We start from the raw sequence: 26,802 nt of genomic DNA, 5'->3' as shown, positions 1-26,802 counted from the left end.
TCTGCGGGAACAGCAAAAAAACGGGATCGCCCGGTGCGGGAGCAGGGCCCCCGCACGACGGACGGTCCGTCAGGATCAGTCGTAAGCCTTCGTGATCGGATCCTTGAACATGGCACGCATTTCTGCGGTCATCGGGTAGTTCATGTTCTGGTTCTTCGGCGGCACCGGCTGCGTGAACCACTTGTTGTACAGCTTCTCCATTTCGCCGGACTTCTCCATGTCGGCGATGACGGTATCGACTACCTTCGTGAACGCCGGGTCGTCCTTGCGCATCATGCACGCGTAGTTTTCGAACTGAAGGTTCGGACCCACGATTTCATAGGTCTTGGCTTCGTCCGCCGGCAATGCGGCGCGCTGTCCGTACAGCAGCGGCTCGTCCATCACGAATGCAACGGCACGGCCGCCCTTGACCGACAGGAAGCTCTCCGCGTGGTCCTTTGCCTGAATCAGGTTGAAGCCGATTTCGCCTTTCTTGCCCGACAGGATGCGGTCGGCCGTGGTGCCCGCGGTCGTCACGATCGTCTTGCCCTTCAGGCTGTTCAGGTCGGTGATGCCCGAGCCCGTCTTGGCGATCATCTTGATCGAGTACAGGAAGATGTTGTGCGAGAAGCCCACTTGCTTGGCGCGCTCGAAGGTGTGCGTGGTCGAGCCGCACTCCAGATCGATCGTGCCGTTTTGCATCAGCGCGATACGGTTTTGCGAGGTGATCGGCGTTTCCGTCACTTTCAGATTCGGTGCCTTCAGCTCCTTTTTGACCGCGTCGACGATCTTCAGGGCGATTTCCTGCGAGTAACCGATGGTCTTGCCGTTGTTGTCCGCGTACGAGAAGGGAATCGACGATTCGCGCACCCCGAGGGCGATCACGCCGGAGTCCTTGATCTTCTTGAGCGTGCCAGTCAGTTCCTGCGCGCTCGCGGTTTGGGCGAACAGGGCGGCGGCGCTGACGAGCAGCAGGGGAGCAAACAGCTTCTTCATGGTCTCTGTCCTATCGGAAATGAATGGCACGGTGGTCCGCGCCGTTGGAATGTCAAAAGCCAAAAACACTGATACAACCCGACACGTTCCCCCAACGATCCCCGTGGGAGTGATGCCAATGGCCCGTCATGGTCGGATACCGGCCGCTACGCGGCCAGACGGGCAAACCCTGCAAGATCGACGGCGGGACGCTTGCCGTCGATGGCGTCGGCGATGGCGCGTGCAGCCCCCATCGACAACGTGAAACCCAATGCCCCGTGGCCGACGTTCAGCCACAGATTGCCCAGCGTGTCCGCGCGACCAAGAATCGGACGGCCATGCGGCGTGGACGGGCGCATGCCAGTCCATTCCAGTGGCGCGGGGATGCCGCGCAATGACGGGAACAACCCGGTGGACAGTGTGCGCAGCGCCGCGATCCGATGGGCGGCGATGCGATAGTCGTACCCGACCAGATCGGCAATGCCCGCCACGCGCAAGTGCTCGCCGAGGCTGGCGTAGACGACCTTGTTGTCCGCATCCGTCACGGAGACCTGCGGGCGCGCATCGGACGGCGCGCCACGATACGTCAGGCTATAGCCCTTGAGCGGATACATCGAGACCGGCTCGCCCACTGCGCGAAGCAGGGGCATGGCCGCCAGTCCGTTCGCCACGACGCAGGCATCGACCGCCACATCGCCGTCGCGCGTGCGAAGCGCTCGCACGGCACCGCCCTGCACGTCGAACCCGGTCACTTCACGCTCGAACATCAACTTGCCGCGTGGGTTCGCCGCAATGATCCGCGCCAGTTCCTTGCACAGCATCTGGCAATCGCCGGTGCCTTCGCCCGGCGTATGGATGCCGCCCGCAAGCGCTGCGGCGATTTTGCCCAGCGCGGGTTCGAGCGCGGCGCATGTCGCCGCGTCGACACGGCGCTGCGCATAGCCCAGGCCATTGGCGAGTTCGAGCGAGCGTTCGGCGGCGGCGAGTTTGCCTGCGTCGCGATACACCACGAGCTTGCCGCTCAGACGGTATTCGAACGACGCCGACTCCTGCGCCAGAAACTCCAGCATCACCTCGCGGCTATGCAACCCGAGCGAGAGCAGACGTAGCGTGGAACTGGCGTTTGCCGCCGCATTGCAATGTTTGACGAAGGCGAGCGACCAGCGCCAGAAGTCCGGATCGAGCGACGGCTTGATGCGCAGCGGCCCCGTGCGCGAGAACAGCAGCGAGGGCAACTGCGAGAGCACGCCCGGTGCGGCGAGCGGCGACACGTAGCCATAGCTGAGCTGGCCGCCGTTGGCGAAACTGGTGCCGACGCCCGGTGCGGGTGCGGCGTCGATCACCGTAACTTCGTGGCCTGCGCGAAGCAGCTGATACGCGCTGGCGAGGCCGACGATGCCCGCCCCGATAACTCCAATGTGCATGACGATAGATAACAACGAAAAACGCGAGGGAAAGCAAGGTGGAAAAAATTCGCGGCTAGCTGTGGCGCCATCATGCGTGGCCCTTTGGGGGCGCTTGCTGCGGGATGTCTTCTCACCCTTTGCTACGCAGTGTAGAGGGAGAAAATTCGGTAACCTATGCGGATTTGAGGCAGCATATGTCTTTTGGCTATAGGGTCGGCGCCGCCGCCGGCACGGCATCGAAGACAGGGAGACGACGTCAGGCATGAAATTGCGGCATATCGAGACATTTCGCGCGGTGGTGCTGACCGGGTCGGCCAGCGGCGCGGCGCAACTGCTCAACGTCTCGCAACCGGTCGTCTCGCGCGTGTTGCAACACGCGGAGCAGCAACTCGGCTTCAAGCTGTTCGATCGCGTGAAGGGACGTCTCGTGCCGACCGCCGAAGCGCAACGGCTCTACCCGGACGTCGAGCGCATCTTCACGGACCTGGAGAGGCTCAGGACCACGTCGCGCAACCTGCGTCAGCACGGCGTGGGGCACCTGCGCATCGCCGTCACACCGAGTCTCGCGCAGAGTCTGTTGCCCGCGGCCATCGAACGCATGCGGCGCGCGCATCCCGACGTGGTCTTCGAACTCATCACCCATCACACGAGCGAGACCATCACCGCGATTCTGACGTCGTCGGTCGACGTGGGTATCGTCTCGGCGCCGCCGATGGCGGCCGGCATCGTCAGTCGTCCCGTGGCGCAGGGGCATATCGTGCTGGCCGTGCCCGCCGCGTGGCCGAAGCTCTCGCGACGCGGCCCCGCGAGCGCCGATGCCCTGGCCGGGCGCGACCTCATCAAACTACACGACGACACGCCGCTGGGCGCGCTGATCAACGAGCGCCTGGATCAGACTGCGCTGCTGCAAGACGCCGAAGTCATGGTGCAGACCTATTCGCTTGCCGCTGCGCTCGTCGAACATGGTCTGGGCTACGCGCTGCTCGATCAGTTCACGGCAGCGAGCGCGCATGTGCAGGCGCAGCGACTGTATCGTGTGGCTCCCGCGATCGAGTTTCCCGTGGAAATGCTGCGTCCTGCGCACGCACCCGAGTCGGTGCTGGCGGACACGCTGCGTCGCCATCTGGCGGATGTGGCGTCAGAACTCAGCGAGCGTGCCGACGCGCTGTGCGAAGGGCGCGAGATCGTGCTGACGCCGAGCGACGATCCGCAAACCGACTGATTCGCGCGGCCGGACTTAGCGGCAACTCGGCTCGCTCTTCACTTCGAAATAGGTGAACGGCTGTGGCTGGAGCTTGTCGACAAGCGACGGATAGTTCGCCTGCACGAAGCGACGCGCGCCCGCCATGTCGAATTCGGTGCGCAGCCATAGTTTGCCGTCGTGGCTGTCGAGCACGAGTGTGCCCGCGTAGATCACGTCTCCGCGTTTGACCTGAACCGTCGGCACCTTGCGACCCTTGCAATAGCGAAAGCGATAGCTGTTGTCGGCGGGCGTGAATTCCATCGGCCCGAAACGCTCGTTGCGCATGAGCGGTGAGACCCGCATGGCGATGTAGCCGCGTGTGGGGGGATTGCTATTGAGTGTGCGGGTGATCTTGCCGCCGATGATGCCGTTGACCGTCTGACTGTAATCCGAGAAATTCCACGGACCCCAGGTGCTTTGCAACGGCGTGTCGAGGCCGACGATGACGAGCGCGTATTCGTCGAGCGTGTCTTCGGTGAGTGCGGGGTTGGGCGGGACGCCCTTGGTGCTGCATGCGGCCAGCAGCGTGGCCGTCACGAGAAGCAGCGGGCGACGCCACATCGGAGGGAAGAACAACAGGGTACGCAGTGACCTCATTGCAGCCTCCTTGTGGCGCCTGGCGCTCAGGGGACAGTCTGAAAATCAATCCTGAAGGAATCTTACCTTGACCTTGCGGCCCTTGACGCGACCGTCGGCCATCTTGCGCAACGCGACCGGCGCGATATCGCGCTCAACCGCAATATACGTGAAGTTCTCCAGCACGTTGATCTTGCCGATCTGCGACGCGGCGAACCCGGCTTCGCCCGTGAGCGCGCCGAGCACATCCCCCGGACGGATCTTGTCCTTCTTGCCGCCCAGCATCTGGATCGTCACCATCGGCGGGAGCAGGCGGCCGCTGCCCGTGGGGGTGAGTTCCGAGAGCTTGTGCCACTGAACCTCGGCGCCCATGGCGGCCTCGATATTGCCCACGCGTCCCATTTCGTCCATCGACGCGAGACTGAACGCCCAGCCGTCTTCGTTGGCGCGGCCCGTACGGCCGATGCGGTGCACGTAGACTTCCGGGTCGGGCGTCACGTCGACGTTGATGACCGCTTCGAGCTGCGCGATGTCCAGGCCGCGCGCGGCGACGTCCGTTGCCACCAGCACCGAGCAACTGCGGTTCGCGAACTGGATCAGCACCATGTCGCGCTCGCGTTGTTCCAGATCGCCGTGCAGAGTGAGCGCGTGGAAACCTTCGGCGCGCAGCACGTCCGTGAGGTCATTGCATTGCGCGCGTGTATTGCAGAACGCGATCGTGCTCACCGGACGGAAGTGATCGAGCAACTGGCCTACTGCGTGCAGGCGTTCTTCGTCGCGCACCTCGTAGAAGCGTTGGCGAATCTTGCTGGCGTCGTGCTTTTCTTCCAGGCGAATCTCGCGCGGCGTTTTCAGGAAACGTTGCGCGAGCTTGCCGATGCCTTCGGGGTAGGTTGCCGAGAAAAGCAGCGTCTGGCGCGAAGCGGGCGTTTGACGTGCCACGGCGGCGATGTCGTCGAAAAAGCCCATGTCGAGCATGCGGTCGGCTTCATCGAGTACGAGTGTCTTGACGTCGGTGAGAGAGAGCGTGCCGCGATCGAGGTGATCCATGATGCGACCCGGGGTGCCGACGACCACGTGCGCGCCGTGCGCGAGGCTGTCGGCCTGCGGGCGCAGCGGGGCGCCGCCGCACAGTGTGAGCACCTTGATGTTGTCCTCGGCGCGGGCGATGCGGCGCACTTCCTGCGCAACCTGTTCGGCGAGCTCGCGCGTGGGGCACAGCACGGCGGCCTGAACGGCGAAATCGCGCGCGTCCACACGCTGGAGCAGGCCCAGCGAGAATGCGGCGGTCTTGCCGCTGCCGGTCTTGGCCTGAGCGATGATGTCGTGGCCCGCGAGAATGTCGGGGAGCGACGCCTGCTGGATGGGCGTCATCGAGGCGTAACCGAGCCGTGCGAGGTTCTCCTGCATGGCAGGCGAGAGCGGCAGGCTCGAGAAGGACGACGCCGGGCTCGCAGACGTCGTGGGGGCGCTGTCGTTGCGCGAATCGGTGGCTTTTGAGTTCATGCGCGATTATACCGACCTTATATAGGGTATATGTCGGACAGGGCAAGCCGCCGTTGCCAGCGCGGGGCCGCCGGGCGTAGCATGGCCTTGGCTGTCGCTTGCTGCTCCTATGCGGGTCCCATGTTGGTGCGTCTGAGGGATCGTGTCTGTTGCGCCGTGGACGGGCAGGGGCAGGCAACCTGCCAGTCGCTGTCTCGTCCATCCCCGCCGAGGTGATCATGCCCGCGAATTCGGAAGAGAAGGTCCGCCACCACATGGCGGAAGTCGTCACGATGGCCCAGGAGCGCGCGCCCGGTGTGGCCGCCTTGTTCGAGCCCTTCGTCCGGCATTACTACGGTCTGGCCGACGCCGAGGATGTCGTCTCGCGCAGTGTCGCCGATCTTTACGGCGCAGCGATGGCGCACTGGCAACTCGGCCAGAAATTCGTCTCCGGCGAGCCGCGCATCCGCATCTACAACCCCACGCTCGATCAGCACGGCTGGCATTGCAGTCATACCGTCGTGGAAATCGTCAACGACGACATGCCGTTCCTCGTCGATTCGGTGACGATGGAAATCAACCGTCAGGGGCTGGCGTTGCATTCGGCGTTCCACCCCGTCTATCGCATTCGGCGCGATGCGACGGGCAAGCGACTGAGTGTCGCCCCGGGCAGCAGCAACGGCGGCGAGGCGACGGAAGACGACGGCAGCCGCTTCGAATCGTATATCCATATCGAGGTCGACCGGTTCTCGGAGCCGGAGCGCATTCAGGCGCTTGCCGACGGCCTGCAACGCGTGCTGGGCGATGTACGGGCGGCGGTCGAGGACTGGCGGGCCATGCAGGCCGCCGCCCACGCAGCCATCGAATCCCTCACGCAACGCGCCGCGCGCAAGGACGTGAGCGCCGATGAGCGCACCCAGATCGACGAAGCGCAGGCGTTCCTCGACTGGATGCTCGGGCGTCACTTCACGTTCCTAGGCTATCGCGACTACGAACTGGTCGAGCGCGACGGGGAACACTATCTGCAAGGCGTGACGGGCACGGGGCTGGGGGTGTTGCGCGAGTCGCGGCGCGATGCCAGCACGCCCGACGTGACTCGCCTGTCGCCGGGGGCCATTGGCATCGTGCAGGCCAGTGCGCCGATTTTCCTGACGAAAGCGAATTCGCGCGCGAGCGTTCATCGGCCCGGGTACCTCGACTACGTGGGCGTCAAACGCTTCGACGCGCAAGGCAACGTATGCGGTGAGCGGCGCTTCCTCGGCCTCTACACGTCCACCGTGTACATGGTGCCTGCCGACGAAATTCCGCTGGTGCGCCGCAAGGTCGCCGAAGTCATCCGGCGCACGGGCTTCCTGCCGAACGGGCACCTCGCCAAGACACTCGCCACGATTCTCGAACAGTATCCGCGCGACGAACTGTTCCAGATCGAGGTCGATCAGCTTGCCGACATCGCCATGGGCATCTTGCGGTTGCAGGAGCGTCAGCGCACGCGGCTGTTCGTGCGACGCGATCGCTTCGACCGTTATGTGTCCTGTCTGGTGTTCGTGCCGCGCGAGAAATTCAACACCGATCTTCGTATCCGCGTGCAGAACCTCCTGCTCGCGGCCTATCACGGCACCAGTGTCGAATTCACGCCGCAACTCTCGGAGTCGATGCTCGCGCGCATCCAGATCACGGTGCGCACCGAACCGGGCAAGGTGCCGGACGTCGACGTCAACGACCTGGAAGCCCGCATCGTCGAGACCACCCGCCGCTGGCAGGACGATCTGTCGGACGCCCTGCGCGAGCAACTCGGCGAAGAACGCGGTACGCGCGCAATGCGTCGTTACGCGCAGGCGTTTCCTGCGGGGTATCGCGAGGATTACGCCGCACGCGTGGCCGTGCGCGACGTGGCATTGATCGAGCCCCTGTTGAGCGCGCAACCGCCCGCATCGCAAACCGGCGCCTCGGACACGGCCGGCATGGGTAGCGCCACGCCGCTCGCCATGCAGTTGTACCGGCCCCTGGAAGCGTCGCCCGGCACGTTGCGTTTCAAGATCTATCAGGCGGGCGAGCCGATCGCCCTGTCGCGCAGCCTGCCCATGCTCGAACACCTTGGCGTGCGCGTGAACGACGAGCGCCCGTACCGCATCGAGCCGGCCGATACCGGCGTCGTGTGGATGCACGACTTCGGCATGACGAGTCTCGATGGCGCGGACGTCGACCTGGAGCACGCCCGCGCGCGCTTCGAAGACGCCTTCGCCCGCATCTGGGCGGGCGACGTCGAGAACGACGATCTCAATCGCCTCGTGCTTCAAGCGGGCCTGACGTGGCGCGAGGTGCGCATTTTGCGGGCGTACGCGAAGTACATACGGCAGGTCGGTTCGACGTTCAGCAATGCGTATATCGAGAACGCGCTGACCGGCAACCCGTCGATCGCGGGCATGCTGGTACGTCTGTTCCTCGCACGCTTCGACCCATCGCTCAGTGCGGATGTCCGCGATTCGCGTGCCGAGCAACTCCGTGCGCAAATCCATGCGGCGCTCGAAGACGTTCCCAATCTCGACGAAGACCGCATTTTGCGTCAGTTCCTCGGGGTGCTCGAAGCGACGCTGCGTACCAACTACTTCCAGAGCGCGAAGGACGCCCTCCAAGGCGGCGCGCAAAGCTCGCATGACCCGCACGATTCGCACAAAGCATACCTGTCGTTCAAGTTCGATCCGTCGAAGGTGCCGGGGCTGCCCGAACCCAAGCCGATGTTCGAGATCTGGGTGTATTCGCCCCGCGTCGAAGGCGTGCATTTGCGTGGGGGGCGCGTAGCACGTGGTGGCCTGCGCTGGTCGGACCGTCGCGAGGATTTCCGTACCGAAGTGCTTGGTTTGGTCAAGGCGCAGATGGTGAAGAATACGGTCATCGTGCCGGTCGGCTCGAAGGGCGGGTTCGTGGTCAAGCAGCCGCCGTCGCCGGGCGATCGCGACGCCTATCTGGCCGAAGGCGTGGCCTGCTATCAGACGTTTCTGCGCGGACTGCTCGACCTCACCGACAACTATGTCGACGGCCAACTGGTGCCGCCGCCGCAGACGGTGCGCATCGACGGCGACGATCCTTATCTCGTTGTCGCAGCCGACAAGGGCACGGCCACGTTCTCGGACTACGCGAACGCCATTTCCGCCGAATACGGTTTCTGGCTGGGCGACGCTTTCGCCTCGGGGGGCTCCGTCGGCTACGACCACAAAAAAATGGCCATCACCGCGCGCGGTGCGTGGGAGTCCGTCAAGCGGCATTTCAGCGAGATGGGCGTCGATACGCAAACGCAGGACTTCACGGTCGTGGGCATTGGCGACATGTCGGGCGACGTGTTCGGCAACGGCATGCTGCTCTCGCGGCACATCCGGCTCGTTGCCGCATTCGATCATCGCCACATCTTCCTGGACCCCACGCCGGACGCGGCGACGTCGTTTGCGGAGCGTGAGCGGCTGTTCCAGTTGCCGCGTTCCAGTTGGGCCGACTACGACGCGAAGTTGATCTCGCCGGGCGGGGGCATCTTCGCGCGTACGGCCAAGACGATTGCGTTGTCGCCGCAAATCAGGGAATGGCTCGGGGTCGATGCCACCGAGATGGCGCCCAACGATCTGCTGCGCGCACTGCTCACGGCGCCCGTCGACCTGCTCTACAACGGCGGCATCGGCACGTACGTCAAGGCAAGCACCGAGACGCACGCCCAGGTCGGCGACCGGGCGAACGACGGCCTGCGGGTCAATGGGGCGGAGCTGCGCTGCAAGGTCGTGGCCGAGGGCGGCAATCTCGGGCTCACGCAGCTCGGCCGCATCGAGTATGCGCAACACGGCGGGCGCATCAATACCGATGCCATCGACAATTCTGCGGGCGTCGACTGTTCCGACCACGAGGTCAACATCAAGATCTTGCTGGGTCTCGTCGTCACCGATGGCGAGATGACACTGAAGCAGCGCAATGCGTTGCTCGCGGAAATGACCGAGGAAGTCGGCACGCTCGTGCTACGTGACAACTATCTGCAAACGCAGGCGTTATCGCTTGGCCGGCTGCGCTCGGCGGCGGCGCTCGACGCAGATGCACGTTTCATGCGCTATCTGGAAAGGGCGCAGCGGCTGGCGCGCGCTATCGAGTTTCTGCCCGATGACGAAGCGCTCGACGCGCGCCGCGCGGCAGGTTCAGGGCTGACCTCGCCGGAGCGGGCGGTGCTGATGGCTTACAGCAAGATGTGGCTGTACGACCTGTTGCTGGCAAGCGATCTGCCGGACGCGGATTTCGTCGCCGAGGGGCTGCCATCCTACTTTCCGACACCGCTTGCCGCCCGCTGTGGCGCGGCAATGCAGCGTCACCCGCTCAAACGGGAAATTCTCGCGACGATGCAGGCCAATGCGCTTGTCAACCGGGCCGGGGTGACGTTTGTTCATCGGCTCAGCGAAGAGACCGGGGCGGAGCCCGCGGACGTTGTGCGGGCAAGTCTAGCTGCGCGCGGCGCCTTCGGACTGGACGCCTTGTGGCGCGATATCGATGCGCTGGACGCCCGGGTGTCGCATGAAACGCAGGCGTCGCTCTTCGCTGCGCTCGACCAGTGGCACGAGCAGGCGACATTGTGGTTCCTGCGTCGGCGGCTCACGGATGTACCGCAGACCGTCGCGCGCTTGCGCAGTGTGCTCGATCCCATCTTGCCGACACTCGACACGCTGGTGAGCGGCGACGCGGCGCAAGAGGCACAAGCCCGATGTCAGGCGATGATCGACGCCGGGGTGCCACCGCTGCTCGCGCAAACGGCGGCGGGTATCGGGGCGCGCGTGGCGCTGCTCGACATTGCCGAAGTCGCCAGCACCACCGGATGCGAGCCGGCGCTCGCGGCGCAGGTGTATTTCGCACTCGATGCGCCGCTCGGCTACGGCTGGCTGCACACCGGCGTGCTCGGTCTGCCGATGCAGACGCACTGGCAGCGACTCGCGCGCGCCACGTTGCTCGAAGAACTGTCGGTCTTGCGGCGACGTCTGACCGCGAGCGTGCTCGACCGGGCAAGCCGTGGGCCGGGCGACGCTGCGCCGTCGGACGAGACCGCACAGGGCAGCCCTGCGAGCCGACTGGTGGCGAACTGGCAGACCGCGCATGCCGAAGCGCTCGCCCGCTATCACCGCGTGCTGGCCGATCAGGTCGCGACAGGCAACGCGGACCTTGCCATGTTGTCGGTCAGCCTGAAATCGCTGGCGGAGGTTGGGCGTTAGGGTTTTTTAAGCGTTTACACAAAAGTGGCAAACCGGCGTATGATCCGGGAAAACCCTAGGATCGAGTCAACCCGCACGCATGCTTGCCCGTCGTGCGGGTTGTCGCGTCCTGGGGTTTCGTCGATTCCTGATCCCCTGCGCAATGCCTACCGACACCCGCCCTGCGAACGGCCAGTTCGCCACGACGTTGCAGATCGTCTCCACCGTGTTCTTCACGTTCCTCTGCTATCTGACGATCGGCCTGCCGCTTGCCGTGCTGCCGTCGTTCGTTCACGTGGATCTGGCGTATAGCTCGGTGATCGCCGGGCTGGCCATCAGCGTTCAGTATCTCGCCACGCTGCTCTCCCGCCCCTATGCGGGACGCACCGCCGACGCATGGGGCCCGAAGCGTACTGTCCTGTGCGGTCTTGTCGCGTGTGGGGCCTCGGGGTTGCTCGTCGCACTGGGCGGCGTGCTCAGCGGCGTGCCGTGGCTGGCGTTGTTCGCGCTGATTGCGGGACGTCTGGTGCTCGGCTTCGGCGAGAGCTGGGTGTCCACGGGCGCGATCATGTGGGGCATCGGGCAAGTGGGTCCGTCGCACACGGCGCGTGTCATTTCATGGAACGGTGTGGCGACTTACGGTGCGCTGGCCCTCGGCGCGCCGCTCGGTGTGGCGCTCAACAATGCGTACGGCATCGAGGCGGTGGGCGGCGCGGTGGCGGCCTCCGGCATCCTCGGTCTGCTGCTGGCGCGCATGAAGCGCGCAACGCCGGTGATTCACGGCGAACGTCTGGCGTTTCGCGCCGTGCTGGGGCGCGTGCTGCCGTTCGGCATGGGCCTTGCACTGGGCTCGATCGGCTTTGGTGCCATTTCCACATTCATCACGCTCTACTACGCCAGCCATCATTGGGATAACGCCGCGCTGGCGTTGACGGCATTCGGACTGTGCTTCATGGGCGTGCGTCTGCTGCTGGGCAGCAGCATCGGGCGCTTCGGCGGCTATCGCGTCGCCATGGCCTCGTTCGCGCTCGAAGCGTTCGGCCTGATCGTGCTCGGTATCGCACCGACCGGCTTTACGGCGCTGCTCGGCGCGGCACTCTCGGGGGCAGGCTTCTCGCTCGTCTTCCCGTCGTTGGGTGTGGCCGCGGTGAACCTCGTGCCCGCCCAGAACCGTGGCGCGGCCCTCGGGGCGTACTCCGTATTTCTCGATGTCGCGCTCGGCGTAACGGGGCCGGTGGCGGGTCTTATCGTCGGCGCGTACGGCTACGCCGAGGTGTATCTGTGCGCGGCGCTGGCAGCTATTGCCGCTGTCCTTCTCACGCTGTGGATGTCGCGCAATGCGCGCGTCGGCGCGGCGCATGGCACCGAAGCCTCTGGCGAGCCGGGCGGCAAGCCGACGCGGACCGCGTCTTCGGCCTGATTTGGCCTGATTTGGCCTGATTCTGCTTGATCGCCGCGGTCCTTCCGTCCGTCGTGGACGGAGGTCGGCGTTCACCGCTACGCGCTCGTTTGCCCGGCTTGCGCCGCCACGATCGCTGCCAATCGCCTGACCAGCCCGGGAATGCGAGACGCGTCCGTGTCTCCGTAACCGATCACCAGCCCGTTGTCCGCCGGCTGCGGGTCTAGCGCAAAGCTCGACAGCGCGCGCGGGCCGATGCCTTCGCGCTGCGCCGCCGCCACGATTGCCTTGTCCGGAAACGCGGGATCGAGACGTACCGTCAGATGCAATCCGCAGCGCTCTCCGATGACCGCGTATGCGGGATCGAAGTGCGTGGCCAGTGCCTCGCGCAACGCCGTCTGACGCTCCCGGTACAACCGCCGCATCCGTCCCAGATGCCGTGCGAACTGCCCGCTGCGAATGAAATCCGCGAGCGCCAGCTGCTCGAAGCGATGGCCGCCACGCAGGAGTTCATCGAGCGCGTCGCGGGCTTGTGCGGCGAGCGTCGTCGGCAAGATCAGAAAGCCCAGGCGCAACGCCGGGAACATCGTCTTGCTGAATGTCCCGACGTAGACGACAGGGGCGTCCGGCACCATGCCCTGCATCGCGGCGATCGGTTCGCCCTGATGGCGAAACTCGCTGTCGTAATCGTCTTCGAGAATCCATGCGCCGTGGCGTCGCGCCTGCGCGATCAGATCGAGGCGGCGCGACGCCGACAACACGCTCCCGAGCGGGTATTGATGCGATGGCGTCACATACACCAGCCGGGGCGGCGATCGTTCCCAAAGACCTTCCGGAATCACGATGCCCTCGTCGTCGACACGCAACGCCTGCAAGCGCACGTCGCTCGTATGGAAGGCGGCCTTCGCGCCGCGATATCCGGGGTCTTCCATCCACACCGTATCGCCCGGGTCGGTGAGCAGACGCACGCAAAGAATCAATGCCTCATGCGCGCCTTCCGTGATGACGACTTGCGACGCGTCGCAGCGCACGCCGCGAGAGATGCGCAGGTGGCTGGCGATGGCATCGCGCAGCGCCGGTTCGCCGAGCGGGTCGCCGTAATGATAGTGACGCGGCTGCGCCTCGCGCATCACACGCTCCAGCGTACGACGCCACGTGCTGGCCGGAAAGCGGGTGAGGGCGGGCACGCCCGGTGTGAAAGGCAGCGGCGTTTCGTCGGCGCGCGCGGCGTGGCGCGTGGCGGGCAGGCGCTGGATGCGGCGCGAAGCGAGCGGCGTGCTGCCGGTTTGCGTCGCGATGGCGGGCGCGGCCTGCGTGGTGTGCGTTCGGACAATCGTTTTGGCCACCTGTGCCGCCTGCGCGGCGATGTCCGGATCGAGCGAAAGCTGCGCGACACGTGTGCCGAGCCGGTGCGGGACGATGAAGCCCTCGGCGGCGAGCTGATCGTAGACGATCGACACGGTGTTGCGCGAGACGGCAAGGTCCTCGGCGAGCGTGCGCGACGCCGGGAGCCGCGCGCCGGCAGGCAGGCGTCCTTCCAGAATGGCATGCTTGAGACGCGAGAGCAGTTGCTTCTGGAGCGAGGTACTGCGACCCGGGCCGGTCGCAAGCGGACTGTCGAAAAGCGCGGCGACGTTTTCGGGCGCAGGCTCGGCGGCGGCGAGTCGGGATTTGGGCAGCGAAGTCATGGCACCAAGAGATTGGCTTTGAGTGGTGCTTTTCATCGTACCACCGAAGCGATAACTTAAGTATCGCCACCATCTTGCCAGCCACTTGCCGGAGATCAGACAGCCATGACCGACGCCCCGAACTTCAACGATTACGATCAGCCGATCGGCCCGCCGCTGCCCGACTGGAAGCCACGTGCATTCCCGCCGCGCACGCCGATCCAGGGGCGCTACTGCCGTCTGGAGCCGATCGACGTGGAGCGTCACGCAAAAGACCTCTTCGACGCCTATGCCACCGCCCCCGACGGCCGGGACTGGACTTACATGAGCGGCGGTCCGTTCCCGGACTTCGACAGTTACTACGCCTATGCCACCAAACTCGCGGCGTCCACCGATCCGCTGCATCACGCGATCGTCGATACCGTGACCGGCAAAGCCGTCGGGACGCTGGCGCTCATGCGCATCGATCCGGCGAACGGTGTGGTGGAAGTCGGCCACGTGGCCTATTCGCCGTTGCTCAAGCGCACGCGTGCGGGAACGGAAGCCCAGTATCTGCTGATGCGTCGCGCGTTCGATGAACTCGGCTATCGCCGCTACGAGTGGAAGTGCGACGCACTGAACGCGCCGTCGCGTCGCGCGGCCGCCCGCTATGGCTTCACGTTCGAGGGCATCTTCCGACAGGCCATCGTTTATCGTGGCCGAAGCCGGGACACCGCGTGGTTCTCGATCATCGACAGCGAATGGCCGGCCATCAGCCGTGGCTTCGAGCAGTGGCTTTCGCCGGAGAATTTCGACGCCCACGGCCAGCACCGTGCTGGACTGGCCGCATTGATCGCCGCCGCCCGGGCCTGAGCCCGTCGCGAGACACAAAACGAACGGCCCGCCGAACCATGGTCCGGCGGGCCGTTTTTGTCACGTTATGCTTCGATACGACGTACAGCGGTGGCTGGATCAGCCAGGGAAGAAGACGAACTTCAGCACGAACAGCGCTGCGATGACCCAGGCGGCCGGATGCACGTCCTTCGCGCGGCCCGTGAACAGCTTGAGCACGGCGTACGAGATGAAGCCGAAGGCCAGACCCGTGGCGATGGAGTACGTGAACGGCATGGCCAGCGCGGTGAGTGCCGCAGGCGTGGCTTCGGTGACGTCGTCCCACTCGACGTCGAGCAACTCGCGCAGCATCAGGCCTGCCACATAGAGCAGGGCCGGTGCAGCGGCATAGGCCGGAACCGAGCCTGCGAGCGGCGCGATGAACAGCGCGAGGATGAACAGCACGGCAATCGTGAGCGCCGTGAGACCCGTGCGGCCACCGGCCTGAACGCCCGAGGCGCTCTCGACATACGCCGTCGTGCTACTCGTGCCCAGCAGCGAACCGATGAAGATCGCGATGGAGTCGGCGAACAGGGCGCGTCCCAACCCCTTGTAATGCGTGCCTTCGAGCAGTCCGGCGCGCTTGGCCACGCCCATGAGCGTGCCCGTCGCATCGAACACTTCCACCAGCACGAACGCCAGAATCACGTGCACGAAGCCGGCGTGCAATGCCCCGGGAATGTCGAGCTGGAGGAACGTCGGCGCCAGGCTCGGGGGCATGGCGAACACGCCCTGGAACTGGTTCAGGCCGAGCACCATCGAGAGCACCGTCACCACCAGAATGCCGATCAGGATGGCGCCACGCACGCGCAGGGCGTCGAGCACGGCGATCAGGAAGAAACCGAAGATCGCGAGCAGCGCCTGCGGCGAATGGAGGTCGCCCAGACCGATCTTCGTGGCCGGATTGGCGACGACCACCCCGGCGTTACCGAGGGCGATGATCGCGAGGAACAGACCGATACCCGCAGCGATGGCGCATCGCAACGATTTGGGTACCCCGGCAATGAGCCAGGATCGCACGCCCGTTACCGTCAGGATGATGAACAGACACCCCGAGATGAACACAGCCCCCAGCGCTTGCTGCCATGTGTAGCCCATCGCGCCCACGACCGTGAAGGCGAAGAAGGCGTTGAGGCCCATGCCCGGCGCCATGCCGATCGGGTAGTTCGCCACGAAGGCCATCACGACCGAGCCGATGGCGGCCGCAAGACATGTCGCCACGAACACGGCGCTCTTGTCCATGCCGGTCGTGCCGAGAATGTTCGGGTTCACGAAAATGATGTACGACATGGTCAGGAAGGTCGTGAGACCCGCCACCATTTCCGTCCGTACATTGGAGCCATGCTCCTCGAGTTTGAAGAATTTGGTCAGCAACGTGCTCTCCTTGTGACTTTGTTATGCCGTTGTCCGTGTGCAGCGGGGGCGCGCGCATTGTACTGCGCGCGCGTGCGCGCCACCGAATTTGCAGACGAGTTTGTCAGAACTTCATGCGCATGCCCACCCCGAAAGTATTCCCGGCTTCCAGACCGGAGACCTTGTCGTTGAGGTAGGCGGTGTACACATCGGTACGTTTGGAGAGGCTGTAGTCGTAGCCGATCGCCCAGGTGTTGCGGCTGCTGTTGTTCGCGCCCGAGTTCTTCGTATAAGCATAGGACGCCATCACGTTGCCGCCACCCAAAGGCACGGTAAAGCCGAGCTGTCCGCCATTGGATGTCAGATTGCCGCCGGTGATGGTGTTCTTGATGTACTGATACTGCCCGAAGAGCTTGACGATCCTGAAGTCGTACGTGAGGCCGGCTTGCACCGCCTGCTGATTGCGAAAGCCGGTGATGCCGGCCTGATCGTCGGGCACCGAGTCGAACTTCACTTGCTGGTAGGCGAGGGTGGCGGCGAGCGGGCCGTGGAAGTACATCGCGGCGGCGCTCCATTTGTTTTGTCCTGTCTCGCCCGCCTTGTTGCCGAACGCATACGAGAAGCTCGCGCCGAGTCCCTTGTAGTCGGGCGTGGCGTACATCACGGCATTGCTCCAGCCCGAGTCGCCCACAATGCCCTGACCGGCGAGGCCGAGGAACGTGTGATAGACCATCGGGCTGAACGTATAGGAATCGACGAACGGGTTGAAGAGAATCGTCGAGACGAAGTACGACGTGGTGAGCCGGCCCATCGTGACCGTGCCGAGCGTATTCGATTGCAGGCCGACGTAGGCGTTGCGCGAGAAGAAGCTGTCGCCGGTGAAGCGGCCGTAACGGCCACTCTGCGGCAGGAAGAAGTCTTCCAGCGTGAAGATGGCCTTGAGGCCGTCACCCAGGTCTTCCGATCCTTTCATCCCCCAGTACGAGGTCGACATGCCGCCGCCGCCCTGGGTCCACGCGCGTTCACCGCCGGGGGCCTTGGCCGCGCCGACCCAGGCGTCGACCTGACCGTAAAGGGATACGTTCGATTGCGCCTGCGCGACGCCCGCCGCGCCGCAAACTGCGAGCGCGAGCGCGCCTCGCAGCCAACCTGCTGCCTTGCTCATGAATGTGTCTCCGTCTCGTTTTCGTATGTGCGTGCCTCGGACTGTCTCTTTTCACCGAAGAGTGCAAGGGGGGCACGCCTGAGTCATTGACACACTGACTTCGCATCGCGCGGTTATCGGTGTTGCGTTGAGGCGTGATCATTATTATCAAGTTGCCTCACACGAAATATCACGCGACGTTGATACTCGGTATTCCGTTGTTACCGTCACACTTTTCGGGTTAACACCGGCGGTTTGGCTATTGCATAGCGCGATTTGCGGGGCAGGACAGACAAGGAAAAGCCGCTGACCGTGGGAGGTCAGCGGCAAGGGATGAGAGGCAGGAGACGCGTGATGCGCAAGCGGCTGGAAAGACCGGTGGCGCCGGGGAATCAGCGAACGGCGCGCCAGTTGGCGTTATGGGCTTCGAGCCAGTTCTGCGCGAGGGCGGGATCGCCGTGGCGATTCGGATGAAACGACGGCAATACATATTTGAGCATCGGCCCGGCCGTACGCCAGAAGACGGCGTCGCGCCCGAAGAACATTGAGAAAAAGCCCATCCAGGTACGCGGCTTGAACAGCGTGCCGTCGTGCCAGAGATTGTTGATCGTCTGCGCGTGGCTCTCCAGCGCGAACATGAGCAGGACATAAAGGAACGACAACACGCGCTGCCGCTCGCTGCCGCCCAGCGCACGATACAAATCGAATGCGACGGCCTTGTGCTCGGTTTCCTCCGCCGCATGCCAGCGCCACATCAGGCGCATTTTCGGCTCGGCGTTCGCGAGCCAGTTGTCGTAACGCAATGCGCCGTCGCCGAAGACCGCCGTGCAGTGTTCGTACGCGGCGGTGATCGCCAGCATGTACATCGGCGAGAAGTTGCGCCGCCGGGCGAATCGGATACGTCGTGTCGCCCAGTTTTCCCAGTGGTTCACGAGCCCCTGTTTGGCGAGGTGCGCGTTGTACTGGCCATGCAGATGGCGATGGGTGGCTTCCTGTCCGATGAATTGGGCGATGTCGGCGCGAAGCTTGTCGTAGCGCGGATCCTGCGGCAGACGATCCATCGTGTCGCGTACCGAATCGATGAACGATTGCTCGCCGACGGGGAAACTCATCGACAAAGCGTTGTAATACATGGTGCGATAGGCGTCGCCGCTGTGCCAGTGACGATCGAAGCCGCTGGCCAGATCGATGCTCAGCTTGCGCACGGTCAGGGCGGAAATGTCGTTGCTCATGATGGCTGACCTCTCTTCAATGTGACGCCGACGACACCGATGATGCCGACGACACCCATGACGCCGTCTCTTGAATTTCGTAGCGAATGTGAGCATTATTCATTTTTCCGGCATCCTGCCGCAACTCGCTTCCCGCTCAGGTTTTTCGTTATGTCCTCATCCAAGCCGCCTGTCACGCCGAATGCCGCGTCCACCATGCGAAAGCGGCCCATGCAGGCGCGCGCGCAACACACCGTCGAGACCATTTTCGAGGCAACCGCTCAGGTTCTCGACGAAGAAGGCGAGGCCGCGCTCACCACCAACCGCATTGCGAAAAAGGCCGGCTTTTCCATCGGTACGCTGTATCAATATTTCCCGACCAAAGAGGCGATTCTGCTGGCGATGATTGCGCGCGAACGTCGTCGTGTCATGGACGAAATGAACGAGCGCCTCGCGCAAGCCGCCGCGCAAGGAGACGATCCGGAGCGGGTGATCCGGGAGCGAATCCGGATGCTGATCGAAGCGTTTGGCTCGGGTGGGCGTGTGAAGCGCTCGCTCATCAAGATGGCGTGGCAGATGGACCACCACGAGAATGTCATGCAGGCGATGCGCGAGGCCGCCGAACACATCGCCATTGCCATGGCGAGGCGCGACGCTCCCGAGATGCGCAAACCCACGGCCGCCACCGTCTTCGTGCTGACGCGCGCCTTCATGGGCACGCTCCGCTCGGCCGTGCTGGAGGACTCGCCATTACTTGGCACTCCGGAGTTCGAAGACGAGCTTTACCGGTTATGCTGGGGATTGTTGCGCGCCGATAACTGACGCCTCAAACGGGGCGTCTCACGAGGGAACGCTTTGCATGGGCGAGATCGTCAAGGCGGTAAGCATTCTGGCAGGTGGCGTCGGTATCTTCCTCATCGGCATGTCGATGATGACCGATGGCCTCAAACTCGCCGCTGGGCCGGCGCTGGAGCGGATTCTCGCCGGTGCAACGCGAACGCGCTGGCAAGCTTTTGCCTCAGGCGTGCTCGTGACCGCCATCACGCAAAGCTCGTCGGTCGTGACGATTGCGACGATCGGCTTCGTGAACGCTGGATTGCTCAAGCTCGGCGGTGCGCTCTGGCTCATGTTCGGCTCCAACCTCGGCTCTACCATGATGGGGTGGATCGTTGCGGTCATCGGCCTCAAGTTCAATATCGACGCATTCGCATTGCCGATGATCGCCGTCGGCGTGGCGATGCGCCTGAGCGGTGCGGGCACCCGACGCGGTGCCATCGGCAATGCGCTTGCCGGTTTCGGCCTGCTCTTCTTCGGCATTTCGCTGCTGCAATCGGCGTTCATCGATATGGCCGGCATGATCCGCATGCCCGACGGCGACGGGCCGCTCGACGTGCTGATGCAGGTCATCGTCGGTTTCGTGCTCACGTGCATCGTGCAGTCGTCCGCCGCTGCGATGGCCATTACGCTGACGGCGGCGCAAAACGGCCTGCTGAGCGCACAAGGTGCGGCTGCCGTCGTGATCGGTGCAAACATCGGCACGACGCTGACGGCCGTGATCGCGGCGATCGGGGCCACGCCGAACGCTCGCCGCGCCTCGATGGCGCACGTGGCGTTCAACGTTGTCGCCGCCGTGGTCGCGCTGCTGCTGTTGCCGTGGATGATCCGCGCCATCTCGGCGGGTATGACGTGGATGGGATACGACACCGATCCTGCCATCAAGCTCGCGATCTTCCATACGACATTCAACGTGCTGGGCGTACTGCTGATGATTCCGCTCGCCACGCCGTTGCTTCACTGGTTGCAGCGGCGCTTCCGGACCCGTGAGGAAGACGAAGGCGCGCCACAGTTTCTCGACGACAACGTGTTGCAGGTGCCGCAACTGGCCGTGGACGCGCTCAAGCGTGAAGTCGAGCGCCTTGGCGCCATGAGTCGGCATATGGTGCGTGGCGCGCTCACAGGCATGAGCCCGGGCGTGCTGGCGCAGGAGCACGCGTCGGTGACACGACTGGGCAGCGTTTGCCAGTCGTTTGCAGAGCGCATGAGTCGCGTGGCGATGGAGGCCGGCTCCGCCGAACGACTCGCCGATACCTTGCGCACCCTGCGGTACTACGAGAGTGCCGCGGAGCAGGCGATCGCCGCTGCCGCGTTGCAGGACCAGACGGCGACGGCCACGGGGCTCTCCGACGTGTACACGTCGTTCCTGCGTGAGTCGACCGCGTTGCTCGATCACATCGAAAGCGATGCGTTGCCCGTGGACGGCGGCGACTCTCTCGGCACGCACGCCGTGGCGATGGAAGCCGCCTACGGCGGGCTCAAGGCCAAGTTGCTCGCCGATGGCGCTGCGGGCAATGCGCGCATCTCGGTGATGGAAGAGGCGTTGCGTCGCTACAGCGCGCTGCGGCGTGCGTTGCAACAGACGATCAAGGCCAGCACACGCCGGGCAAAGGGCACGGATCCGATCGACTGAGCCATCGGCGTCCGCGGCGTCTGCGGCGCTTGCGCAACGCAACATGCGTGGCTAGAATAAGGACAGATTTTTGGCATTGGCGGACCATCGCCGGTGTCACGTAAGCGTTCACGTCATCCAACGCATTCCCCGCGACAGCGGCCGGTGATCCGGCGACTCGGTCGAGGGGCGTGCGTTCGCTGGTGAACGGCCGGTCAGCCCATTCAGCGCTGTTCCGGGTTCTCTGAGCGCCACAAGCGCCGTCTCTCCCCGATTTGCCTGTTTCGATCCGATCCCCCGTTGCGGTTGTTCGTCTGCCGGCTGGCGTCTGTCGTTTCTTGTTGGGCGTACGCGTCTTTGTGTCTTTGCGTCTCTACGTCTTCAAGCTTTCGTTCAGCGCCGCGCGGCAACCCTTGGAGTTTTTTCGTATGTCGTCCTCCGCTGCATCGGCCCATCAGACGGCCGCCGCGCCCGCCAACGCTACGGCGTTGCTCCTGCGCTTTTCGCTAAACGTTTTTCTCGCATGCCTGACGATCGGCATGTCCCTGTCCGTCGTGCCGCTATTCGTGCATAACACGCTGGGCTATCACAACGTCATCGTCGGTTTCGCCGTGGGCGTGCAGTCGCTCGCCACGGTGCTAACCCGCAAGTTCGCCGGACGCACGGCTGATCAGCGCGGCGCACGCGTTGCACTGATACGCGGTCTGTCGTTCGTCGCGCTGTCCGGCGTTGCGCTGCTCGCCACCAGCCTGCTGTCGATCGCGCCTGCGCCGCGCCTGGCCATGTTGACGGTGGCGCGTTTGCTGCTCGGTGTTGGCGAGAGTCTGGTCATTACGGGCACGCTCACGTGGGCCATCGGCAGCCTCGGCGCGCCGCAATCGGGGCGAGTGATGTCGTGGACCGGTGCCGCCGTCTTTGGCGGATTTGCGGTCGGGGCGCCGCTGGGACTGGCATTGTATGGATCGACGGCACTCGTGGGTGTCGCTGTCGCGATCTGTCTGCTGCCGCTCGCCGGTTGGGCCGTCATCGCGCGTATCCCCGGTGTCGCGCCCGCGCATCACGCGGGCGGCGCGTTGCCGTATTCGCAGGTGCTGCGCATCGTGTTTATGCCCGGCCTGGCGCTCGCGTTGCAGGGCGTTGGCTTTGCCGTGGTCGGTGCGTTCGTGGTGTTGTACTTCGAAGCGTCGCGCTGGACGGGTGCCGCGATCGCGCTGTCGGCTTTCGGCGCGGCATTCGTGCTCATGCGGCTCATCGGCGGACGCTGGCCCGAGCGCCTCGGCAATCTGCGTGTGGCACAAGTCTCGCTCGCTGTCGAAGCGATCGGTCTGCTCATCGTCTGGCAAGCGCCCGTGGCTTGGCTGGCGCTGCTCGGCACGGCATTGGCCGGTGCGGGCGCATCGCTGATCTTCCCGTCGCTGGGCATCGAAGTGGTCAAGCGTGCGCCGGCGGCCAGCCGTGGCACGAGTCTGGGCACTTACGCGGCGTTTCAGGACATTGCGATTCTCGCCACCGGGCCGCTGGCCGGCGCCGTTGCCAACCCGTTCGGTTACCGCGCCGTGTTCCTGTGCGGCGCCATCGCAGCGGTCATCGGGGTCATGGTGGTGGTCACATTGCGCGCGCGGCAGCGCTGATTGTTGGCACGCAGCAACGGTGTCGCTGCGTGCCAATTTACCCACGGCATCACCACGGCATCACGTCCTTACGACATTCCCGACGATCGAGATTTAAGAAAACGCTGAAAGATTGAGGAAGCGTTCCATATCGGGAGGTGTCCTATGGTTTACAATCCGGCTCGGCCTCCCAATCACAGAAGGGGATGGCAGGGTGAGAAACGTCGCAAACGGCTTACGGGCCGGGCGTGACGTCCGGAGACAATGCCTCCGGGCCCCGCGGAAGCGATTCTCGTATGGCGGGAATCGCGAGGTCTTCAGAGCGGTCGAGTAGGTAAGGCAGCGTGATCGTGCGAGTGGTCCGGGTGCAGCGTTGCAGTCAATTCAGGCTGCTGGGCAGCCGAGGTTCGAAGTGGAGACCATGAGTACTATCGCTAGCGGTGTCAAAGCCAACGCGCAGACGCGCGAGATCGAGGCGAAAGCCTACGCAAAAGCGACCTGGCGTTTGTTGCCGTTCCTTTTCCTGTGTTACGTCGCGGCCTATCTGGACCGCGTGAATGTCGGCTTCGCCAAGCTGCAAATGCTGAACGACCTCCAGTTCAGCGAGACCGTCTACGGTCTGGGCGCCGGCATCTTCTTCATCGGCTACTTCTTCTTCGAAGTGCCGAGCAACATCATCATGCACAAGGTCGGTGCGCGCCGCTGGATTGCGCGCATCATGATCTCGTGGGCCGTGCTCTCGGCAGCGACGCTGTTCGTGACGACGCCCACGCAGTTCTACGTCGTGCGCTTCTTCCTCGGTGTGGCCGAAGCGGGCTTCTTCCCCGGCATCGTGCTGTATCTCACGTACTGGTTCCCGGCCCAGCGCCGTGGTCGCATGAACGCGCTGTTCATGATCGGCATTCCCGTTGCGGGCGTGTTCGGTGGTCCGCTCTCGGGCTGGATTCTGCAAGCGTTCAACGGTGTGGGCGGCTGGAAGGCATGGCAATGGCTGTTCTTCATCGAAGCCATTCCGTCGGTCATTCTCGGTGTGATCACGCTGATGTACCTGCCCAACGGCATTCGCGCCGCGAAGTGGCTCACGGAAGACGAAAAGGCCGTGCTCGAGCGCAACATCGCGCAGGACAGCGCGGGCAAGGCGCCGCAATCGGTCGCGTCGGTGTTCACGAACGGCCGCGTGTGGCTCATGGCCGTGATCTACTTCTGCTGCATGATGGGTCTCTACGGCATTGGCTTCTACCTGCCGACGCTCATCAAGGCCAGCGGCGTGAAGAGTGCGCTCGACGTCGGTCTGCTGACCGCCATTCCTTACGCCTGCGCCGTCGTCAGCATGATCGGTGTGGCGCGCAGCTCGGACCGTACGCGTGAGCGTCGCTGGCACTTTGCCGTGGTGTCGCTCGCCGGCGCCGTCGGTCTGTATCTGAGCACGGTGTGGGGCAGCAATGTGCCGCTCGCCATGGTGGCGCTGTCGGTCGGCACGGCCGGCATGCTCGCAACGATGCCGGTGTTCTGGACGTACCCGAGCGCGCTGCTCGTCGGCGGCTCCGCGGCTGCCGCCATCGGCATGATCAACTCGATCGGCAATCTGGCGGGCTTCGTCAGCCCGTTCGTGATCGGCTGGCTCAAGGATGTGACGCAAAGCACGAACGCAGGCATGTACTGCGTGTCGGCCGCGCTGGCACTGGGTGCCGTGCTGGCGCTGACCCAGTCGAAGGAACAGGTCAATCGCTGATCGTTCGTTCCGGAGGGGGAAGTGAAGGGCGGCGTCGCCCGCACTTCCTCCGGCTGCCTTCACTGCAAGCGGTAATGCGGTGAAGCGAGGTCAAAAAAAAGCGGGTCCACGCAAATGGACCCGCTTTTTTATTGGCAGCTGTCGGCGCAATCCTTGCGGACTTACGCCGACAGCGCCGTCGTACAAGTCGTACGGAAGCGACTGTCGGCTGACGACTTACGCCTTGGCGACGCTTGCCAGCGCAGCGTTGAACGTCTTGCTCGGGCGCATGACTTGTTCGAGCTTTGCGAAGTCCGGCTTGTAGTAGCCGCCGATGTCGGTCGGCTTGCCTTGCACGTCGGCGAGTTCGCCCACGATGGTCTTCTCGTTCTCGGTCAGTTGCTTGGCGAGCGGGGCGAAGACCTTGGCCAGTTCGGCGTCGTCCTTCTGCTCGGCAAGTTCCTGCGCCCAGTACATTGCCAGGTAGAACTGGCTGCCACGGTTGTCCAGCTCGCCGGTCTTCGGCGACGGACCCTTGTTGTTGTCGAGCAGCTTGCCCGTAGCGGCGTCGAGCGTCTTGGCGAGGATCTTGGCGCGTTCGTTACCCGTCTTGATGCCGAGGTCTTCCAGCGACACGGCCAGCGCCAGGAATTCACCCAGCGAGTCCCAGCGCAGGTGATTCTCTTCCACCAGTTGCTTGACATGCTTCGGTGCCGAACCGCCGGCGCCCGTTTCGTACATGCCGCCACCGGCCATGAGCGGCACGATCGAAAGCATCTTGGCGCTGGTGCCCAGTTCCATGATCGGGAACAGGTCGGTCAGGTAGTCGCGCAGAATGTTGCCGGTCACCGAGATGGTGTCCAGGCCACGGATCACGCGCTCGAGCGTGTAACGCATGGCGCGCACTTGCGACATGATCTGGATATCGAGACCGGTCGTGTCGTAATCCTTCAGGTACTTTTCGACCTTCTTGATCAGTTCGGCTTCGTGCGGACGGTACGGGTCGAGCCAGAACACGGCCGGCATGCCCGAGTTGCGCACGCGGTTCACTGCGAGCTTCACCCAGTCACGGATCGGCGCGTCCTTGACCTGGCACATACGCCAGATGTCGCCGGCTTCCACGTTCTGCGAGAGCAGCACTTCGCCCGTGGCGATGTCGACGATGTTCGCCACGCCGTCTTCGGCGATCTCGAACGTCTTGTCGTGCGAGCCGTACTCTTCCGCCTTCTGCGCCATCAGGCCGACGTTCGGCACCGTACCCATGGTGGTCGGGTCGAATGCACCGTTTGTCTTGCAGAAGTTGATGATTTCCTGATAGATGCGAGCGAACGTGCTTTCCGGGATCACGGCCTTCGTGTCCTTCGGCCGGCCGTCGGCGCCCCACATCTTGCCGCCGATGCGGATCATGGCAGGCATCGAAGCGTCGACGATCACGTCGTTCGGTGCGTGCAGGTTCGAGATGCCCTTGGCCGAGTCGACCATCGCGAGTTCCGGACGGTGCTCGTGGCAGGCGTGCAGATCGCGAATGATCTCTTCGCGCTGCGTGCTCGGCAGGGCTTCGATCTTCTCGTACAGGTTCACGAGACCGTTATTGACGTTCACACCCAGTTCGTCGAACAGCTTGCCGTGCTTTTCGAAGGCTTCCTTGTAGAAGATCTTCACGGCGTGGCCGAAGACGATGGGGTGCGAGACCTTCATCATGGTGGCCTTCACGTGCAGCGAGAACATGACGCCGGTCTTGCGTGCGTCTTCCATCTGCTCTTCGTAGAACTCGCACAGCGCCTTCTTGCTCATGAACATGCTGTCGATGATTTCGCCGTCGAGCAGCGAGACCTTCGGCTTGAGCACGATCGTCTTGCCGCTGTTGGTGACGAGCTCCATACGGACGTCGCGGGCCTTGTCGATCGTCATCGACTTTTCACCGTGGTAGAAGTCGCCATGCTTCATGTGCGCGACGTGCGTGCGCGAAGCCATGCTCCACTCGCCCATGCTGTGCGGGTGCTTCTTGGCGTAGTTCTTGACGGCGAGCGGTGCGCGGCGGTCCGAGTTGCCTTCGCGCAGGACCGGGTTGACGGCCGAGCCGAGGCACTTCGAATAGCGCTTCTGAATGGCTTTCTCTTCGTCGGTCTTCGGATCTTCAGGATAGTCCGGGACCTTGTAGCCCTTCGACTGAAGTTCCTTGATGGCGCTCTGGAGTTGGAAAACCGATGCGCTGATGTTCGGCAGCTTGATGATGTTCGTGTTCGGGTCCTGCGTCAGACGGCCCAGTTCGGCGAGGTTGTCCGGCACGCGTTGTTCTTCGGTCAGGAATTCGGGGAATTCGCCGAGGATACGGCCCGAGACCGAAATGTCGCTCGTCTCGATCGCCACGCCCGCCGGGGCGGTGAAGGTGCGGATGATCGGAAGGAAAGAGCCGGTGGCCAGAAGCGGTGCTTCGTCGGTCAGGGTGTAGATGATGCTGGGTTGCTGCGTACTCATCGCTGGTCTCGGATTCAAGAATCAGGAAAAGGTGGGGGAACG

At 64.0% G+C, this 26,802-nt stretch carries 17 protein-coding genes; 8 read left to right on the top strand and 9 right to left on the bottom strand.

The genetic code is table 11. The features are described from left to right. Positions 1-75 precede the first annotated feature (75 nt). Positions 76-975, bottom strand: a complete 900-nt coding sequence (locus tag PCA31118_RS22975) for a transporter substrate-binding domain-containing protein (RefSeq protein WP_150627294.1) — start codon at positions 973-975, stop codon at positions 76-78. A 146-nt stretch (positions 976-1,121) separates the two neighbouring features. Next, complete coding sequence (locus tag PCA31118_RS22970; protein WP_174990572.1) at positions 1,122-2,378, bottom strand: D-amino acid dehydrogenase; 1,257 nt, start codon at positions 2,376-2,378, stop codon at positions 1,122-1,124. A 244-nt stretch (positions 2,379-2,622) separates the two neighbouring features. On the opposite strand from PCA31118_RS22970, the gene PCA31118_RS22965 reads away from it, so the two are divergent. Then, positions 2,623-3,582, top strand: coding sequence for a LysR family transcriptional regulator (locus PCA31118_RS22965; protein WP_150627292.1), 960 nt, complete (start codon positions 2,623-2,625; stop codon positions 3,580-3,582). Between the two features lie 15 nt (positions 3,583-3,597). On the opposite strand, the gene PCA31118_RS22960 is transcribed toward PCA31118_RS22965, so the two are convergent. Together PCA31118_RS22960 and dbpA are read right to left on the bottom strand one after the other, a co-directional pair. Beyond that, entirely contained in the window at positions 3,598-4,200 is a 603-nt protein-coding gene (locus PCA31118_RS22960; protein WP_150627291.1) for a hypothetical protein, read from the bottom strand. Between the two features lie 45 nt (positions 4,201-4,245). Then, positions 4,246-5,685, bottom strand: coding sequence for an ATP-dependent RNA helicase DbpA (dbpA, locus tag PCA31118_RS22955; protein ID WP_150627290.1), 1,440 nt, complete (start codon positions 5,683-5,685; stop codon positions 4,246-4,248). A gap of 218 nt (positions 5,686-5,903) precedes the next feature. Here dbpA and PCA31118_RS22950 point away from each other — a divergent pair, with 218 nt between their 5' ends. Both PCA31118_RS22950 and PCA31118_RS22945 read left to right on the top strand, forming a co-directional pair. Next, positions 5,904-10,892 carry an NAD-glutamate dehydrogenase gene (locus tag PCA31118_RS22950; RefSeq protein ID WP_150627289.1) on the top strand — a complete coding sequence of 1,663 codons (4,989 nt, stop codon included), beginning with the start codon at positions 5,904-5,906 and terminating at the stop codon, positions 10,890-10,892. Between the two features lie 142 nt (positions 10,893-11,034). After that, complete coding sequence (locus PCA31118_RS22945) at positions 11,035-12,291, top strand: MFS transporter (RefSeq protein ID WP_246190393.1); 1,257 nt, start codon at positions 11,035-11,037, stop codon at positions 12,289-12,291. Between the two features lie 77 nt (positions 12,292-12,368). Here PCA31118_RS22945 and pdxR read toward each other — a convergent pair whose 3' ends face one another. Continuing rightward, positions 12,369-13,958: a MocR-like pyridoxine biosynthesis transcription factor PdxR gene (gene pdxR, locus PCA31118_RS22940; RefSeq protein ID WP_174990571.1), complete on the bottom strand. Its 1,590-nt coding sequence runs from the start codon at positions 13,956-13,958 to the stop codon at positions 12,369-12,371. Positions 13,959-14,063: 105 nt separating this feature from the next. Between pdxR and PCA31118_RS22935 the strand changes: the two genes are divergently transcribed. Next, positions 14,064-14,789, top strand: coding sequence for a GNAT family N-acetyltransferase (locus PCA31118_RS22935; protein ID WP_150627288.1), 726 nt, complete (start codon positions 14,064-14,066; stop codon positions 14,787-14,789). A gap of 99 nt (positions 14,790-14,888) precedes the next feature. On the opposite strand, the gene PCA31118_RS22930 is transcribed toward PCA31118_RS22935, so the two are convergent. The 3 genes from PCA31118_RS22930 to PCA31118_RS22920 all read right to left on the bottom strand — a co-directional run bounded on the left by PCA31118_RS22930 (position 14,889) and on the right by PCA31118_RS22920 (position 18,536). After that, on the bottom strand, positions 14,889-16,181 hold the full coding sequence (locus PCA31118_RS22930) for an NCS2 family permease (protein ID WP_150627287.1): 1,293 nt from the start codon (positions 16,179-16,181) through the stop codon (positions 14,889-14,891). Positions 16,182-16,284: 103 nt separating this feature from the next. Then, positions 16,285-17,325 carry a porin gene (locus tag PCA31118_RS22925; protein WP_150627286.1) on the bottom strand — a complete coding sequence of 347 codons (1,041 nt, stop codon included), beginning with the start codon at positions 17,323-17,325 and terminating at the stop codon, positions 16,285-16,287. 371 nt (positions 17,326-17,696) lie between these two features. Further along, positions 17,697-18,536, bottom strand: a complete 840-nt coding sequence (locus PCA31118_RS22920) for a metal-dependent hydrolase (protein WP_150627285.1) — start codon at positions 18,534-18,536, stop codon at positions 17,697-17,699. Between the two features lie 150 nt (positions 18,537-18,686). Here PCA31118_RS22920 and PCA31118_RS22915 point away from each other — a divergent pair, with 150 nt between their 5' ends. From PCA31118_RS22915 to PCA31118_RS22900, 4 genes are all read left to right on the top strand, one after another. Next, on the top strand, positions 18,687-19,337 hold the full coding sequence (locus PCA31118_RS22915; protein WP_246190392.1) for a TetR/AcrR family transcriptional regulator: 651 nt from the start codon (positions 18,687-18,689) through the stop codon (positions 19,335-19,337). Between the two features lie 37 nt (positions 19,338-19,374). Continuing rightward, positions 19,375-20,982: a Na/Pi cotransporter family protein gene (locus PCA31118_RS22910; protein WP_150627284.1), complete on the top strand. Its 1,608-nt coding sequence runs from the start codon at positions 19,375-19,377 to the stop codon at positions 20,980-20,982. A gap of 407 nt (positions 20,983-21,389) precedes the next feature. Further along, the gene (locus PCA31118_RS22905; RefSeq protein ID WP_150627283.1) at positions 21,390-22,592 is read left to right on the top strand and encodes an arabinose transporter; all 1,203 of its coding nucleotides are present in this window, start codon (positions 21,390-21,392) and stop codon (positions 22,590-22,592) included. A gap of 400 nt (positions 22,593-22,992) precedes the next feature. Next, positions 22,993-24,303 (top strand): MFS transporter, encoded by a 1,311-nt coding sequence (locus tag PCA31118_RS22900; RefSeq protein ID WP_150627282.1) that lies wholly within the window; start codon positions 22,993-22,995, stop codon positions 24,301-24,303. Positions 24,304-24,519: 216 nt separating this feature from the next. Here the strand turns inward: PCA31118_RS22900 and PCA31118_RS22895 are convergent, their stop codons facing one another. Continuing rightward, the gene (locus tag PCA31118_RS22895) at positions 24,520-26,760 is read right to left on the bottom strand and encodes an NADP-dependent isocitrate dehydrogenase (RefSeq protein WP_044456426.1); all 2,241 of its coding nucleotides are present in this window, start codon (positions 26,758-26,760) and stop codon (positions 24,520-24,522) included. Positions 26,761-26,802 lie beyond the last annotated feature (42 nt).

It is taken from the genome of Pandoraea captiosa, from assembly GCF_902459775.1.
GTDB lineage: Bacteria > Pseudomonadota > Gammaproteobacteria > Burkholderiales > Burkholderiaceae > Pandoraea > Pandoraea captiosa.
This window is presented reverse-complemented; position numbering and strand designations above follow the sequence as displayed.

Bases quoted from the DNA above. Each gene is read 5' to 3' on its own strand.
- PCA31118_RS22975 (WP_150627294.1), bottom strand. From the start codon at position 975: ATGAAGAAGCTGTTTGCTCCCCTGCTGCTCGTCAGCGCCGCCGCCCTG.
- PCA31118_RS22970 (WP_174990572.1), bottom strand. From the start codon at position 2,378: ATGCACATTGGAGTTATCGGGGCGGGCATCGTCGGCCTCGCCAGCGCG.
- PCA31118_RS22965 (WP_150627292.1), top strand. From the start codon at position 2,623: ATGAAATTGCGGCATATCGAGACATTTCGCGCGGTGGTGCTGACCGGG.
- PCA31118_RS22960 (WP_150627291.1), bottom strand. From the start codon at position 4,200: ATGAGGTCACTGCGTACCCTGTTGTTCTTCCCTCCGATGTGGCGTCGC.
- dbpA (WP_150627290.1), bottom strand. From the start codon at position 5,685: ATGAACTCAAAAGCCACCGATTCGCGCAACGACAGCGCCCCCACGACG.
- PCA31118_RS22950 (WP_150627289.1), top strand. From the start codon at position 5,904: ATGCCCGCGAATTCGGAAGAGAAGGTCCGCCACCACATGGCGGAAGTC.
- PCA31118_RS22945 (WP_246190393.1), top strand. From the start codon at position 11,035: ATGCCTACCGACACCCGCCCTGCGAACGGCCAGTTCGCCACGACGTTG.
- pdxR (WP_174990571.1), bottom strand. From the start codon at position 13,958: ATGACTTCGCTGCCCAAATCCCGACTCGCCGCCGCCGAGCCTGCGCCC.
- PCA31118_RS22935 (WP_150627288.1), top strand. From the start codon at position 14,064: ATGACCGACGCCCCGAACTTCAACGATTACGATCAGCCGATCGGCCCG.
- PCA31118_RS22925 (WP_150627286.1), bottom strand. From the start codon at position 17,325: ATGAGCAAGGCAGCAGGTTGGCTGCGAGGCGCGCTCGCGCTCGCAGTT.
- PCA31118_RS22920 (WP_150627285.1), bottom strand. From the start codon at position 18,536: ATGAGCAACGACATTTCCGCCCTGACCGTGCGCAAGCTGAGCATCGAT.
- PCA31118_RS22915 (WP_246190392.1), top strand. From the start codon at position 18,687: ATGTCCTCATCCAAGCCGCCTGTCACGCCGAATGCCGCGTCCACCATG.
- PCA31118_RS22910 (WP_150627284.1), top strand. From the start codon at position 19,375: ATGGGCGAGATCGTCAAGGCGGTAAGCATTCTGGCAGGTGGCGTCGGT.
- PCA31118_RS22905 (WP_150627283.1), top strand. From the start codon at position 21,390: ATGTCGTCCTCCGCTGCATCGGCCCATCAGACGGCCGCCGCGCCCGCC.
- PCA31118_RS22900 (WP_150627282.1), top strand. From the start codon at position 22,993: ATGAGTACTATCGCTAGCGGTGTCAAAGCCAACGCGCAGACGCGCGAG.
- PCA31118_RS22895 (WP_044456426.1), bottom strand. From the start codon at position 26,760: ATGAGTACGCAGCAACCCAGCATCATCTACACCCTGACCGACGAAGCA.